Genomic DNA, 15465 nt, shown 5'->3' on the forward strand with positions numbered 1-15465 from the left:
AAAATTATGGGGTAGGTCCGGCACTAATATAAGCATTTGTATTAATGGCCGCATAAATGGACAAGGGGAAGGTAAATGGGGAGGTAAGGGATTAAACAATTACCTGGCGGGCTATGGGGAAGCAGTGGAAAATCCAATGAATCAGTTACTTGCCGTGCCCCCTCATCGCCTTTAACCTGCTTCTTTTCAATATTTTGGGAGTTTGGGGCAATGATTGCCCCTCCCTTGCAACCAAATCCCCGCCGCATTGTTAAAATCTTTATTATTGTTAACGGCCCCCATAGAGAGGGGTTGTTTATCTTTGACGCTTTAGCTAATAACGCATGGAAATCTTACCCGGACCATTGTTGAGTATGATCAATACCCCGGCCGACCTCAAGAAATTGGGGAAGGAGCAGCTCCACCAGGTTTGTGATGAACTACGCCAATACATCATTGATGTGGTAAGCGTTCACGGCGGGCATTTTGCCGCCAGCCTGGGGGTGGTGGAACTGACCACAGCCCTTCATTATGTGTACAATACCCCCTATGACCAATTGGTTTGGGATGTTGGCCACCAGGCTTACGGGCACAAGATCCTGACCGGCAGGAAGGACAAGTTCCCTACCAACCGTAAATACGGGGGCCTTTCCGGCTTTCCCAAACGCAGTGAAAGCGAGTATGATACCTTTGGGGTAGGACACTCCTCCACCTCTATCTCCGCTGCACTGGGCATGGCCATGGCCGCCAGGTACAAGGGGGAAGACAGGAAATCCGTTGCTGTTATCGGGGATGGCTCCATGACCGCTGGCATGGCTTTCGAGGCCATGAACCATGCCGGCGTGGCAGATGCCGATGTCCTCATTATCCTGAACGATAACTGCATGAGCATCGACCCCAATGTTGGTGCGCTGAAAGAATACCTCACCGATATCACTACCTCCCAGACCTATAACAAGCTGAAGGATGATGTTTGGAACGCATTGGGCAAATTGCCGATTGGCAAGAACTTCACAAGGGAGATGGCCAGCAAGCTGGAACATTCCATCAAAGGCATGGTGAGCAAGAGCAGCAACCTCTTCGAAGCATTGAACATCAGGTATTTCGGCCCGATCGATGGCCATAATATCACCAAGTTGGTTGACACGCTGCAGGACCTCAGGAATATCCCCGGTCCCAAACTGCTACATGTGATCACAGTTAAGGGCAAGGGTTATGAACTGGCCGAAAAAGACCAGACCAAATGGCATGCCCCCGGCCTTTTCGATAAGATCACCGGTGAGATCTACAAAAAGAAATTCGATACCCCACAGCCCCCTAAATACCAGGATGTATTCGGCCATACCATTCTTGAAATGGCTGAAAAGAACGATAAGATCTTTGGCATCACCCCCGCCATGCCTTCGGGTTCTTCCCTGAAGATCATGATGGACAAGATGCCCAACAGGGCCATTGACGTAGGCATTTGCGAACAGCATGCCGTTACGGTAAGTGCCGGCCTGGCCACCCAGGGCATGAGGGTCTTCTGCAATATCTATTCTTCCTTCATGCAGAGGGCTTACGACCAGGTGGTACACGATGTGGCGATCCAGAAATTACCCGTGGTGCTCTGTCTCGACAGGGCCGGACTGGTTGGGGAAGATGGCCCCACCCACCATGGTGCATATGATATCCCCTACATGCGCTGTATCCCCAACCTGATCGTGAGTTCGCCAATGAACGAAAGTGAACTGCGCAACCTTATGTACACCGCACAACTGGAATCCACCAAGCTGCCCTTCGTCATCCGTTATCCCCGTGGGGAAGGCGTGATGCCTGAATGGCGGACGGAACTAAAGGAAGTGAAGATCGGAACGGGAAGGAAGCTGAAAGATGGGGAGGAGATAGCGATCCTGAGTCTCGGCCATCCTGGCAATTTCGCTGCTGCGGCCATCCGCGAAGTGAAGCAATATGGTATCAACACGGCCCACTACGATATGCGCTTTGTAAAGCCTTTGGATGAGACCATGCTGCATGAAGTATTCAGCCGGTACGATAAGGTGATCACCGTGGAAGATGGAACGGTGGTAGGCGGCTTCGGCTCAGCCATCCTTGAGTTCATGGCCCAGAATGGCTACCAGGCCCAGGTGAAGATGCTGGGTATCCCCGACAGGATCGTTGAACATGGAACCCTCAAGGAATTGCACCGCGAGTGCGGTTATGATACCCAGGGTATTGTTGACACCATCAAGGAACTCATGAAAGAAAAGGTCAGCGTCAGCCTGATGCAATAAATGAAAAAGTCCGGCCTCGGTGGCCGGACTTTTTTCTAGATGCCAACTAAGTTTATTCTTCTTTCAGCATAGGAACTTCGATGGCCAGGATCCTGGCATCGGTTTTAGCCGCTACTTCCATGGCATTGGTGTCCCAAACACCCACTGCATCGCGCTTTTGCAAGGTCTGCCCGGCAATTTCCACTTCGCCCTCGATGACAAAGAAATACACCCCATTGCCATTGAACCTTGGTTGGTATTCCAGGGATTTTCCAACCTGCAGGTCGGCCAGGTTGAACAGGCTGTCCTGGTTGATCCAGAGTGCGCCATCCTTTTCGTCAGGACTTACCACTACCTGCCATTTATTCTTTCGATCCTCAACATTGTAGGTCTTTTGGTCATAACGGGGTTTGATATTAGCTAGTTTGGGGAAAACCCAGACCTGGAGGAAATTAACTGGGTCCGTCTTGGAGGCGTTGAACTCAGAATGCTGGATACCACTTCCCGCGCTCATGATCTGTACATCACCGGTATTGATCAGCCCATCGGTTCCGGTACTGTCCTTATGGGCCAATGCCCCTGAAAGCGGGATCGACACGATCTCCATATTGTCGTGAGGGTGTGTTCCAAAACCGGCACCCCCGATCACGATATCGTCATTCAATACCCTGAGGGCCCCAAAATGTACCTTCTCAGGATTGTACCAACGACCAAAGCTGAAGGAATGGTAACTATCGAGCCAGCCGAAATTAGCATGGCCCCTGTCTGCTGCCGGGTGGAATATTGTTTTCATGATCTATTTTTAATGTTTAAACATCAATATTTATGCCAAGCATTCACTTTTACTGAATATGACTTTCTGACAGTGCTATGATTGGGGGAAAATGAGCTCATGGGCTTCCTCTTCCCGCTCATCATTCCATTCGACGATAAAATTATTGCGTCCCTCACCGGTCATGATCTTCATGTATTTCTGCTGGACCAGTTCCAGCATACTGAGGAAAAAGAAGATGGCATGGATCCTGTTCTCGCAATGTTCGAACAGCTTTTCGAAGGACATGGTCTTCTGAACCTTACAGAGGTCCAACACATTCTCCCGGCTTTGCTCCATGGTATAATTATACTGCACCACGGTATGCACCGGTTTGTTGTTGCGGTCATAGACCTTTTGCATGGCCTTTTCAAAGGCCTTCATCAGTTTATAGAGGGTGATCTGCTGGATCTCGGTGCCTTCGCCTGCTTCCTCCCCTATTTCGCTCAATTCCTTGTGGATATTGCCGCGCTTGACCATCAGCTGGCGGATCGCTTCCATCTCTGTGAGTTCTGCGGCAGCCTGCTTGTACTTCTTGTATTCCAGCAGTTTGTCGATCAACTCCTGGCGGGGATCGATCTCATTACCCTGGGCATCCATCTCCTTGCGGGGCAGCAGCATTTTGGCCTTGATCCGCATCAGGGTGGAAATGAACAGGATAAACTCGCTCGACAGTTCAATATTCAATTGCTCCTGCTGGTGGATATAGGCCAGGAAGTCCTGGATGATCTTGGTGATTGGGATATTATAGATATCCAGTTCATCGCGCTCAATAAAGAACAGCAACAGGTCGAAAGGGCCTTCGAACTGTGGCAATTTGATCTGGTAGGAGGTATGCTGCACGGCCATGCTTACACGAAATAGTTAAAAATAATAATGTCCCGACCGGTAATATACGACCATGTCGGGACATTGCAAATGTACGATTATTGGCGGGTTTAGAATTTGGTAGAGATACCAACCCCCAAAAGGGAGCGGGTCTGCGTACCAGGCGAATCATGGTTAGGACCGAACTGCTTTACATCATCATCGTAGATCAGGTCGAAATTATAGGTCACAGCCAGCCATTTATTGATCTTCATAATCACCGTATTGGTCCAGAATACATCCACATTCTTGGGTTGGGCATCGAATTTTTCTCCGGTCAGGGGATCACGCTTGCCCAGGTAGTTGGAATAAAGATCCAGACGACTCTTATACACTACGTTCTTAATGACTTGCTTGGTAAAACTGGCAGAAAGGTAGGCGCCAGCTTCCATGGAGACCTTACGGGTAGGATCCACCCCATAAAGTGCGGCCAATGGTGTTTCCTGTTCGAGTTCGGGAGTGATCCCGTTTTCAAAATAATAACTGTAAGGATCATTGGTCACAATTACCCAGCGGGCCGAAATAGGTGATATCATTACGCTGAAAAAGTCCTTGGGCTTCCATTCAATGCCAGGTGAGATCAGCAGGTAAGCTGGTGCAAATAAACCGGAGGTCCTGCGTTCCAATCCTTTACCCAGGTAATCATAATCATAGCCGTTTGCGAATTGGGTCCGCAGGTTGAAAACACCTACAATGGCCCAATGCTTACTGATCATATGGCCCATCTTACTATAGAGGTCGATCTTATCATCGGTTTTTCGCGTACCCTGCGAACTGGTAGTTTGCAAGGCATAACTAAGGTCGAGTGTATTGTCCCAAAAAAACTTATCCTTCTTTTTATTGGCAAACAGGGTGGCATAGCCGGCGAGGGAGAAAGAGGATTTTTCTGCACCGGCTGCCCAGTTATTGGAGCTACCCTGGGCTATATTCAGGGAGAACAATACGCCTTTCCGCCAACCCTTGGCATTGTATTTAAAGACTGTATCTTTTACACCGCGGGAGGCGGAGGCTGATTCCTTCATACCGGCAACAGTCGCATCCTGCGCCATCGCCCCGTTTCCAAACGCCAAAAAGGTGAAGCCAATAAGAATAAAGTTTTTCATCAAAACAGTTTAGTTTAAAAAAAAGCATTTTGAGAGCTGGCCCAAAATGCTTTACAAATATAGATTTAAGCCATCATTTCTTTTTCAGCTCATCCCTTATCTCAGCCAGCAAAGTTTCGGTAGCGGTAGGTGCCGGCTTTGCATTGGGGTCCTTCCTGAGTACTGCTTTCAGGAACAAGTAACAAACCAGGGCTACGATCAGGAAATCGAGCGTTGAGGTCAAAAACGCACCATACTTAAAGGTTATTGCTTCACCCACTACATTGTTATTGGCATCCAATTCGGCCGCCTTGATTGTGATGGTCATCTTGGAAAAGTCTTTGCCACCGGTCAGCAAACCAAGAATGGGAGAAACCAGGCCTTCGGTAAAAGAATTCACCAGCTTGGTGAAAGCAGAACCCATCAGAAAACCAATGGCTACATCTACCAGGTTGCCTTTAGTAGCAAATGCTTTAAAATCGCTCAGAAATCCCATGATATTAGTTTTTGGTCAATTATTATAATTCGCTGTAATATTAAGCACTATCGCAATATCAAGAAAAAATAAAGTCCCCTTTTTACCCTTATCATGGCAACAGGATTTATTTTTCCCTGCTTACCACCATTTCTTCACTTTTGCATTGAAATGCAAGCAAAGGAAAAGATCATCAACTGGCTCTGTTTCGCCGCCCTTTCGATCATTTGGGGCAGTTCCTTCATCCTCATGAAAGCAGGAATGACAGCCCTGAGTCCTTACCAGGTAGCTTCTATCAGGATCCTGAGTGCTGGTCTGGTATTATTACCCGCGGCAATAACCAGGTGGAAGGAGGTCCCGTTTGATCAACTCCGGCTGGTTGTACTTTCCGGATTACTGGGAAGTTTCTTTCCGGCCTACCTGTTCTGCATAGCCGAAACCCGGATCGATAGCTCCCTGGCTGGTATCCTCAATGCGTTAACCCCACTTTCCGCCATTCTCCTTGGGGTCTTCTTCTTTCAACTGCCGGTTACGCCCAGAAAAGTAGCTGGTGTTATTATAGGATTCATAGGACTCTGCCTGCTGTTCCTGGCAAAGGGAAAGATCTCCTTCAACGATATTTCCTATGCATCACTGGTACTGTTGGCAACCGTTTTCTATGGGATCAATGTCAACATGGTGGGGCGACACCTGAAAGGAGTGCCATCGGTCACCATTGCGGCCCTTGCCTTCAGTTCCCTGATCATCCCCAGTTTACTGGTATTGGCACTCACCGGATTTTTTCAACTACCCCTTACCGATAGCTCCGTACAATGGTCAACAGCCGCCTCGGTCCTGCTTGGGGTGATGGGCACGGCCATTGCCTCCATTATTTTCTATGTGTTGGTGAAAAGGGCCGGCACGGTCTTCTCTTCCTTAGTGACCTATGGCATTCCATTCGTCGCAGTGGCCTGGGGCCTGATCTATGGTGAGACCATTAACCTGCTCCAGGTAGCCTGTCTGGGTATTATCCTTGCAGGAGTATTCATGGTGAACAAGAAATAAGTTAAGGGCTTCTTTTGTCAATACTAAGGACATGATATTTGTCGGGCCACTTGCTTTCCCGGGGCATTTGGCAAAATGCCAAATGGATTGGGCAGTATCAAAACAAATGAATTATTCATTTCATTTGTTTTGCTTCATTCTACCTCCCCTGGCCACGGCAACAAAAAAGGGCTGCCGATTGGCAACCCTTCACTATTGGTAAGGCTATATGTTTATACTGCCATGATCTCCTTCTCCTTGGAAGCGAGGTGCTTTTCAACCAGCGCAATATATTTATCGGTCAGTTCCTGGACATCCTTCTCTGCATCCTTAGCAGCATCTTCGCTCAAACCGTCCTTTTGAAGCTTCTTGATCTGTTCGATACTCTCACGACGGATATTGCGGATGGCTACTTTGCTATGCTCACCTTCGCCGTTGCATCGCTTCACCAGTTCCTTACGACGCTCTTCCGTCAGGGGCGGCAGGAACATACGGATCATCACACCATCGTTCTGGGGATTGATCCCGATATTGGAATTGATGATCGCCCTTTCAATAGGCTGCAACATATTCTTCTCCCAGGGCTGAACGGTCAGGGTGCGGGCATCTGCTACAGAAACATTCGCCACCTGGTTCAGGGGAGTGGGGGAACCATAGTAATCTACCATAATACCATCAAGCATCTGGGGATTAGCTTTTCCGGCGCGAATCTTAACCAGTTCTGCCTCCAGGTGATTGATCGCCTTCTTCATGGAGACTTCCGTATCATCCATGATCAATGATAACTCTTCTGACATAAGTGTAATGTTAAGCGTCGCAAAACTAAGGAAACTGCCCGCAAATTGGCAGTATTTCAGGCATCATTCTATTTCTGCTGCAAAACAGCATCTTCGGTAAGGGGGACAACCTTCTTGGCCGTTCCATTCTTGACATCGTTTACCGATGTTACGAACATCCGGGGCGTCCGGCGCTGGCGCAGGTAATACATCACCCCAATGGCGGAAAAGAAAATCGAAAAGATAACAGCCATCAGTAAAGTACTGCCCAAATTGCGCATCAGGAATGCCAGGCCGATAGCTAAAACGTTGAAAGACAAAAGGGAAATAGCAATATTCCGGTGGTTCATACCATTGTCCAACAACAGGTGGTGAATATGGTTACGGTCTGGGGAGAACGGCGAACGACGCTGGAAGATCCGGATTCCAAAAACCCTCAGGGTGTCCAGTAGGGGTACCATCAGGATAGCGAAACCCACAGCAGGAGCAGCCGCAATAGGGAGACTAGTTTCAGTTGAACCTGCTGTATTGATGAATTTGATCACCAGTACCGCGCTGATCAGGCCGATCAGCATAGAGCCGGTATCACCCATGAAGATCCTTGCGGGCTGGAAATTAAAGATCAGGAAAGCCAGGATGGAACCAGCCATGGAAAAAGCGAGTACGGCATCCGCTATTTGCCCGACAGAGACAAAATAGATCCCGAAGACCGCTGTTGATAATAATCCCAGGCTACCGGCAAGACCATCCACCCCATCGATCAGGTTAAAGGAATTGATGATAACGATCACGGTAAGATAGCTGAACAGTAGGCTGAAGGATTCCGGCATGGAATAGATACCCAGGAAGCCATGCATACTATGGATCTGGAGATTACCCATATAAATAATGATGAAAGCGGCCAGCACCTGACCGATGAATTTCTTCAGGGGAGAAATGATGAGGATATCATCTTTAAGGCCGAGGTAAAAAATCACAACCGCTGCAGCAAGGAAATACTGGATATCCGTACCCTGGCTGAAATTGGCGATCAATAAGGTAGCAAAGGCAAAACCTGCAAAGATCCCAAGGCCACCAAGTGATGGAATTGGCGATTGGTGCACCTTGCGCTCGTCCGGGATATCAAAGAGTTTTTTCATTGCCGCCACCCTGATGATTACAGGGATAGCGAGGAATGAAACTGCAAAGGATATGGTTAGGGCGAGTATTACATCAAACATGATCAGCCAATTGAAGTCTTACAAAAATAATGAGTGCAGCCTAACCAGACCGCGAAGGTCGGTAATTAGGGTAAAAACACCATATTAAATTGGTATATTACCCATTTACAACGAAAATTACAGGCATTTATTCTCCAAATCTTTCCTTGGACAAAAATTCAAATGGGTTAGATTTGCCCCACAAAATTCAGATATGGCTAGTTTAAAGGAAATCGCATCCCAGATTCGCAGGGACATAGTGAGGATGGTTCATGGCTCTGCCAGCGGCCACCCCGGAGGTTCCCTGGGCTGTGCAGATTACATGACCGCGTTGTATTTCAAGGTAATGAAGCATGACCCCAAGTTTGACATGGATGCCAAGGGAGAGGATGTCTTCGTATTATCGAACGGCCATATTTCCCCCCTATTCTATTCAACACTTGCCCGCGCAGGGTATTTCGATATCAAGGAACTGGCCACTTTCCGCAAACTGAACTCAAGGTTACAGGGTCACCCTGCCACCCATGAACACCTTCCCGGGGTAAGGATCGCTAGCGGTTCTCTGGGCCAGGGTATGAGTGTGGCCATCGGCGCAGCCCTTACCAAGCGCCTGAATGGGGAAGATACTTATGTTTTTTCCCTGCATGGTGACGGGGAACTAGATGAAGGCCAGAACTGGGAAGCTGCCATGTTTGCCGCCCATCATAAGGTGGACAACCTTATTTCTACCATTGACTGGAATGGCCAACAGATCGATGGTCCCACCAGCAAAGTGATGAACCTGGGTAACCTCGATAAAAAATTCGAATCATTCGGATGGGAAGTGATCATTCTCGAAGAAGGTAATGACCCTGATGCTGTTGCCGCCGCCCTGGAACACGCCAAGACTTTCCGTGGCAAAGGCAAGCCGGTGGTCATCCTGATGAAGACCGAAATGGGTAAGGGCGTCGACTTCATGGAAGGCAGCCACGAATGGCACGGCATAGCCCCCAATGACGAGCAACTCGCTAAGGCCCTGGCTCAATTACCAGAAACACTTGGTGATTACTGATTTATACATATAATTTTTTCGCATAACCGCCTTCACAAGAGGCGGTTTTCTTTTTGTTGGTAAGGATGACGTCGGAGACAGGTCGGAGACGGGTCGGAGACGGGTCGGAGACGGGTCGGAGACGGGTCGGAGACGGGTCGGAGACGGGTCGGAGACGGGTCGGAGACGGGTCGGAGACGGGTCGGACTGCGCCCGACCCGTCAACTTTTTAGTTCGATCGGCTGGAGGGAGGCCTTGCGGGAAGGGAACCAGGACGCAATGAAGGCCACAAAGGCTACGGTACCAAGTACCAGCAGGAAATCCTTCAGCAGGAATTTGACGGGGTAATGATCGATCACGAAAGTGCCGCCCTGTAAGGGAACAAGTTTGAACTGCACCTGTGCCCAGCCGATCACTAAAGCGAGCAGCGTTCCTACCAGTCCGCCTAATGTTGCCAGCAGGAATCCTTCACTTAGGAATATTGAACGAACTTTATTGTTGGAGGCGCCCAAAGCCTTGAGTACCTGGATATCCTTCTGTTTTTCCAGCACCAACATGGTGAGGGAGCCGATCATTGTGAAGGCGGCTACCACAAGGATCAGGGACAAGACCCCATAGATCACCCATTTTTCAATCTGCATGATACTGTACAGCCCCTGGTTTTGTTCATACCTGGTCAGCACTTTGTAATTCGGTCCCAGAAACTGCACCAGTTCTTCCTGGATATCTTCCTCATCGGCACCTTTAGTAAGGGAAATTTCCAGCCCGCCATATTCATCAGGGGCAAGGTTCAGCATGCGTTGCAGGAAGCCAAGATTAGTGATCACATATTTGTTATCGAAATCCTGCTGAATTGCAAATGTGCCGGAAGAATAGATATTATCAGCACTAAGCGACTGGAGGGGATCTGCTACATTGAGTCCCGCACCCCGCTTGGGCAGATAAACGGTCAACGGTTCGATCTGCCGGTCGCTCCAGAAGCCCAATGCATTCTCCACACCGGCACCAAATACTGCAAAAGGACGATCGGCTGAACCCGTTTCAAAGTTGCCCACTTTCACGGCAGCGGGGACAGTAGTGACTTTCCCATAATTGGAGTCTACGCCTTTCAGGTAAACAATGGTTTGGAGGTCACCATTCTGCATAAGCGCCTTTTCTTCCATGACCAGGGAAAATGAAGCCACCCCGGGAATAGCCTTGATTCTGGAAAGTTGCCCTGGCTTGAGCAGGATGGTCTTTCCGGAAACCGGCATCACTTTCAGGTCGGTATAAAATGTGGCGTACAATGATTTCACCAGGTCCTCGAACCCGTTAAAAACACTCAACACCACAATCAGTGCAGCTGTACCGACAACAATAGCTGCCACACTCACCCATGCGATGATGTTAATGGCATTGGTCGATTTCTTTGACTTGAAATATCGCCAGGCGAATAGTAGGTTCAAGGATCAGCGGATAATATAGTTGTATAATTGGCTAGAAAGGAAGATCATTCTGATGCTGTCTTCGAATCATCATCTTTGATCTTCTTGAATAGTTCTTCCATCTTGTACACCTGTTCCAGTGTATCGTCGAGGAAGAATTGAAATTCAGGAATCCTTCGCAGTTGCAGCTTCATGGCGGCGGCAAGTTCGCGCTTGATCTCCCAGCTACGATCCTTCAACTTCTCCATGGCCGCTGCCGGGTCTTTCACCTGGAAAAGGCTAATATAGATTCTCGCCTCCAAAAGATCTGGCGTTACTTTCACTGACGAAATGGAAACCATTCCCCCATCGATCATGGTCAATCCCAAATGGCGGAATATCCCATTCATTACTTCCTGGATCTCCCCGGCTACCTGCTTTTGTCTTTTCGTCTCTTTCATAACCCTACCTTTTATAGCTGTAAAATTAGGATTTAGCTGCCAAAGGAAGGCCTCCTCCCCAATTTAGTGTAGGTTTGCACCTTCAAAGCGCTATAAAACCGAATGAAAAAATTCTCCCGGATCCTTAAATACCTGGGCGACAAGAAAGGTAATATCATCCTTTATTTCTTGTTCAACCTCTTGTCAATTGTTTTCTCCCTGGTATCACTGGCCATGCTGGCCCCCTTCCTCCAGTTGCTTTTTGGACAGGAGAAACTGGTGAACGTTGAACCCGTATTTGATTTCTCCGCCACAGGATTGCTCCAGCTTTTCAAATTCAAGCTGAGCCAATTGATCAGCACCCAGGGCCCCATTTATGCCCTCGCAGCCATTTGTGTCACTATCATCATCTCCATATTCTTCAAGAACCTCTTCCTTTACATGGCCTACCGGGTCCTTGCCCCCATGCGCAACCATGTGATGACCCGTCTCCGCGCCGACTTGTACAGTAAAATCCTGGTACTTCCCATCGGCTACTTCACGGAACAAAGGAAGGGCGATATCATCAGCCGGATGAGCAATGATGCGAACGAAGTGGAATGGAGCGTTATGGCTGCCATGGAAGCCCTGATCAAGGAACCCATGACCATCATCATCATCCTTACCACGCTGATCTTTTTAAGTCCCATCCTTTCCCTTTTCCTCCTTGTACTGCTGCCAGCCACCGGATTCATCATCGGCAGGGTGAGCAGGAGCCTGAAGAAGCAATCCGGCACCGCGCAGGAACAGCAGGGACTTCTTCTCTCCGTCCTGGACGAAACCCTTGGTGGCATGAGGGTGATCAAGGCTTTTAATGCTGAAAATATCATTGGCGAAAAATTCCACTCCCTCAACAAATCGCTTAACCATATCCGTAACCAGATGAATTTCCGCCGCGACCTGGCATCTCCCATGTCGGAATTCCTCGGGGTGCTGGTATTGTCCGCCATTCTCTGGTTCGGGGGAAAGCTCGTCCTGAACAATACGGCAGGTCTTGAAGCCGATGCTTTCATTACCTATATCGTATTCTTTACCCAGATCATCAACCCCGCCAAATCCCTTTCCACTGCTTTCTACAATGTGCAAAGGGGTAGTGCAGCCGTGGAAAGGATCGAATCCGTCCTGTCGGCGCCAGTAAAGGTGGAAGAGGCCATTAATCCTAAAACCCTCCAATCTTTTGAAAAGAGCATTGAGTTCCGCAATGTTTCTTTTGCGTATGAAGACGCAGTGATCCTACAGGATATCAACCTGGTCATTGAAAAGGGCAAGACCATAGCCCTGGTGGGCTCATCAGGTTCGGGTAAATCCACCCTGGCCGACCTCGTACCAAGGTTTCATGACGTGACCTCAGGGGAACTGCTGATAGACGGTATCAATATCAGGGAGTATTCATTGGAGTCGGTAAGGAACCAATTGAGCATCGTAACCCAGGAGCCCATCCTGTTCAACGACACTATTGCCAATAATATCGCCCTTGGCAAGCCCGGAGCCAACGCCCTGGAGATCGAGCAGGCCGCCAAGGTTGCCAATGCCCATCATTTCATTTCATTGAAGGAACAGGGTTACGATACCAATATCGGCGACCGCGGCAGTAAACTTAGCGGAGGCGAAAGGCAACGCCTTACCATTGCGAGGGCCGTTCTCAAGAATCCGCCGATCCTGATCCTGGATGAAGCCACTTCTTCGCTGGATACCGAAAGCGAAAGGCTGGTACAGGATGCCATCGATAACATGATGCAGAACCGGACAAGCATCGTAATCGCACACCGTTTGAGCACCATCAGACATGCGGACGAGATCATTGTGCTCCAGAAAGGCCGCATTGTGGAAAGGGGTAGCCATGAAAGCCTGATCGCCCAAAACGGTTTTTACAAACGGTTGGTCGAAATGCAGGAAGTAAAATAAATTTGAGCGCCACTCTTTTGGGTGGCCTTTTTAATAGCTAAATGAACACACATGAGAATGACCCGCTTGCTGGCTGGCGCCTTACTCCTTTGCCAATTGGGAATGGCGCAACAGAAATCCTTCACCTTTGAACAGGCTTTCAAGGGAAGTCCGACCAATATCCTGCAACCCCTGCCCGCTCCTAACAAATGGATCAATGACAACCAGTACCTGGTCCAGAAGAAAGACAGCGATGGAAAAATGAAACAGTATGCCGTGGACGTAAAGACCGGCAAGGAAGTGGAATTCACCGGAACCATCCCGGTGGAGGAGAAAGGTGTTGCCGTTCCCGCCCTTGCCATCCAGGGTGCCAGAAACCAGACAGCATCACCCGATGGAAAGTATTGGGCCTATACCAAGGCAGACAATAACCTTTACATCATGGAGATCGCCACAAAGAAGGAAACTGCACTCACCAGTGATGGTAACGACTCCTTGCTGAACGGTTATGCTTCATGGGTATACTATGAAGAAATACTGGGAAGGGCCAGCAGGTACAAGGCATTCTGGTGGAGCAATGATGGCAAGCATCTCTCCTTTATGCGCTTTGATGAAACCGGTGTTCCCGTTTTCCCCATCTATGTAGCGGATGGCCAGCACGGCTATCTCGAAAACACCCGCTACCCTAAAGTTGGCGACAAGAATCCCGAAGTGAAGATCGGGATCGTGAATATGGAGAACGGTCAAACCACCTGGGCGGATTTCAACCAGAAAGAAGACCAATATTTCGGCACCCCGGTTTGGGCCCCGGATGGAAAACTCTGGATCCAATGGCTGAACCGTGGCCAGGACAACCTGAAAGTATTCAGTGTTGATCCAAACTCCGGCAATAAGGCCCTTGTATATGAAGAAAAGCAAGCCACCTGGATCGACCTTGATGATTCAGATCGCTTTGAATTCCTCTCTGGCAATAATGGCTTCATCCTGAAAAGCGATAAGAGCGGCTGGCGCCAACTCTACCTCCATGACCTTTCCGGCAAGCAAGTCAGCCAGATCACCAATGGGGAATTCACTGTGGGCGATGTATTCAGGATCGATGAGAAGGGAAAGCGCGTATACTTCACCGCGAGGAAAGAAAACAGCGCACGCTGGGACCTCTACAGCGCCAGCTTCGATGGCAAGCAGCTGAACAGGCATTCCTTCGGGGAATACTCTTTCACCGGGATGAACCTTTCACCCAACAACAAATTTTTTACAACCACTTACTCCAATATCAATACCCCTCCCACTACCGTATTGGTAGACATGAAGGGAAAGGTCATCAGGGAGATCGCGAGTGCGAAAGGTGCAGAATGGGGTAATTATGTTCTACCCAAAAAAGAACTGACAAGGGTGAAATCTGCCGATGGACTATTTGACCTGCCGGTACTGATCACCTACCCTATCAACTTTGACCCCAATAAGAAATACCCTGTCCTCGTGAGCATCTATGGCGGGCCGAATGCCGGTACCGTTTACGATAATTTCCGTGCCCCCGCAACAGAAGGCTGGTGGGCCCAGGAAGGCATCATCCAGGTGGCCTTCGACAACAGGAGCAGCGGCCATTTCGGCAAGAAAGGCATGAACTATATCCATCGCCAGTTGGGCAAATACGAGATCGAGGATTACATGGCCTGCGCCAAATGGATGAAGTCACAGCCATGGGTAGATGGAAATAAAATTGCGATTACCGGTGGAAGCTTTGGTGGCTATATGACCTGCATGGCCCTTACCTACGGCTCAGATGTGTTCACACATGGTGTGGCGAATGCCTCCGTAACCGACTGGTCACTTTATGATACCCATTATACCGAAAGATTCATGGATACCCCACAGGAAAACCCTGAAGGATACAAGAACACTGCGGTAATGACCTATGCCAATAAGTACAAAGGCTTGTTGCGAATCGTCCATGGTACTACCGATGACAATGTTCACATGCAGAACAGTATCCAGCTGATCAACAAACTTCAGGATCTCAAAAAGCATTTTGAGTTCATGCTCTATCCCAATGAAAGACATGGAATTGGTGCTAATGTTCCGGCCAAGCGCGTCCACAATACACTGGAAGCTGCCCAGTTCTATTACCATAACCTCCTCGGAAAGTCTATCCCGGAAGTATTCTGGAAGTAAGCTTAACCAACAAATAATCAGAAAGCGATACCT

13 protein-coding genes are annotated in these 15465 nt (G+C 48.8%); 5 read left to right on the forward strand and 8 right to left on the reverse strand.

Annotated elements, in window-relative coordinates:
• Nucleotides 1-323: 323 nt before the first annotated feature.
• Nucleotides 324-2252, forward strand: coding sequence for a 1-deoxy-D-xylulose-5-phosphate synthase (gene dxs, locus KJS94_RS10295; protein WP_214447316.1), 1929 nt, complete (start codon nt 324-326; stop codon nt 2250-2252).
• A 52-nt stretch (nt 2253-2304) separates the two neighbouring features.
• Here dxs and KJS94_RS10300 read toward each other — a convergent pair whose 3' ends face one another.
• The 4 genes from KJS94_RS10300 to mscL form a co-directional block, all read right to left on the reverse strand.
• Entirely contained in the window at nt 2305-3024 is a 720-nt protein-coding gene (locus KJS94_RS10300; protein ID WP_214447315.1) for a pirin family protein, read from the reverse strand.
• Between the two features lie 75 nt (nt 3025-3099).
• Nucleotides 3100-3891, reverse strand: a complete 792-nt coding sequence (locus KJS94_RS10305) for a segregation and condensation protein A (RefSeq protein ID WP_214447314.1) — start codon at nt 3889-3891, stop codon at nt 3100-3102.
• 89 nt (nt 3892-3980) lie between these two features.
• Nucleotides 3981-5012 carry a DUF3078 domain-containing protein gene (locus KJS94_RS10310; RefSeq protein WP_214447313.1) on the reverse strand — a complete coding sequence of 344 codons (1032 nt, stop codon included), beginning with the start codon at nt 5010-5012 and terminating at the stop codon, nt 3981-3983.
• A 73-nt stretch (nt 5013-5085) separates the two neighbouring features.
• Complete coding sequence (mscL, locus tag KJS94_RS10315; RefSeq protein ID WP_214447312.1) at nt 5086-5487, reverse strand: large conductance mechanosensitive channel protein MscL; 402 nt, start codon at nt 5485-5487, stop codon at nt 5086-5088.
• A 150-nt stretch (nt 5488-5637) separates the two neighbouring features.
• On the opposite strand from mscL, the gene KJS94_RS10320 reads away from it, so the two are divergent.
• The gene (locus KJS94_RS10320; protein ID WP_214447311.1) at nt 5638-6510 is read left to right on the forward strand and encodes a DMT family transporter; all 873 of its coding nucleotides are present in this window, start codon (nt 5638-5640) and stop codon (nt 6508-6510) included.
• Nucleotides 6511-6722: 212 nt separating this feature from the next.
• On the opposite strand, the gene frr is transcribed toward KJS94_RS10320, so the two are convergent.
• Complete coding sequence (gene frr / locus KJS94_RS10325) at nt 6723-7286, reverse strand: ribosome recycling factor (protein WP_214447310.1); 564 nt, start codon at nt 7284-7286, stop codon at nt 6723-6725.
• Between the two features lie 68 nt (nt 7287-7354).
• On the reverse strand, nt 7355-8485 hold the full coding sequence (locus KJS94_RS10330; RefSeq protein ID WP_214447309.1) for an MraY family glycosyltransferase: 1131 nt from the start codon (nt 8483-8485) through the stop codon (nt 7355-7357).
• A gap of 193 nt (nt 8486-8678) precedes the next feature.
• Between KJS94_RS10330 and KJS94_RS10335 the strand changes: the two genes are divergently transcribed.
• Nucleotides 8679-9515 carry a transketolase gene (locus tag KJS94_RS10335; RefSeq protein ID WP_214447308.1) on the forward strand — a complete coding sequence of 279 codons (837 nt, stop codon included), beginning with the start codon at nt 8679-8681 and terminating at the stop codon, nt 9513-9515.
• Nucleotides 9516-9715: 200 nt separating this feature from the next.
• Here the strand turns inward: KJS94_RS10335 and KJS94_RS10340 are convergent, their stop codons facing one another.
• Nucleotides 9716-10939: an FtsX-like permease family protein gene (locus KJS94_RS10340; RefSeq protein ID WP_214447307.1), complete on the reverse strand. Its 1224-nt coding sequence runs from the start codon at nt 10937-10939 to the stop codon at nt 9716-9718.
• A gap of 44 nt (nt 10940-10983) precedes the next feature.
• Nucleotides 10984-11358, reverse strand: coding sequence for a 30S ribosome-binding factor RbfA (rbfA, locus tag KJS94_RS10345; protein ID WP_214447306.1), 375 nt, complete (start codon nt 11356-11358; stop codon nt 10984-10986).
• Nucleotides 11359-11460: 102 nt separating this feature from the next.
• Here rbfA and KJS94_RS10350 point away from each other — a divergent pair, with 102 nt between their 5' ends.
• Together KJS94_RS10350 and KJS94_RS10355 are read left to right on the forward strand one after the other, a co-directional pair.
• Nucleotides 11461-13281, forward strand: coding sequence for an ABC transporter ATP-binding protein (locus tag KJS94_RS10350; RefSeq protein WP_214447305.1), 1821 nt, complete (start codon nt 11461-11463; stop codon nt 13279-13281).
• A 51-nt stretch (nt 13282-13332) separates the two neighbouring features.
• Nucleotides 13333-15432, forward strand: a complete 2100-nt coding sequence (locus KJS94_RS10355; protein WP_214447304.1) for a S9 family peptidase — start codon at nt 13333-13335, stop codon at nt 15430-15432.
• Nucleotides 15433-15465 lie beyond the last annotated feature (33 nt).

The organism is Flavihumibacter rivuli (genome assembly GCF_018595685.2).
GTDB classification, from domain to species: domain Bacteria; phylum Bacteroidota; class Bacteroidia; order Chitinophagales; family Chitinophagaceae; genus Flavihumibacter; species Flavihumibacter rivuli.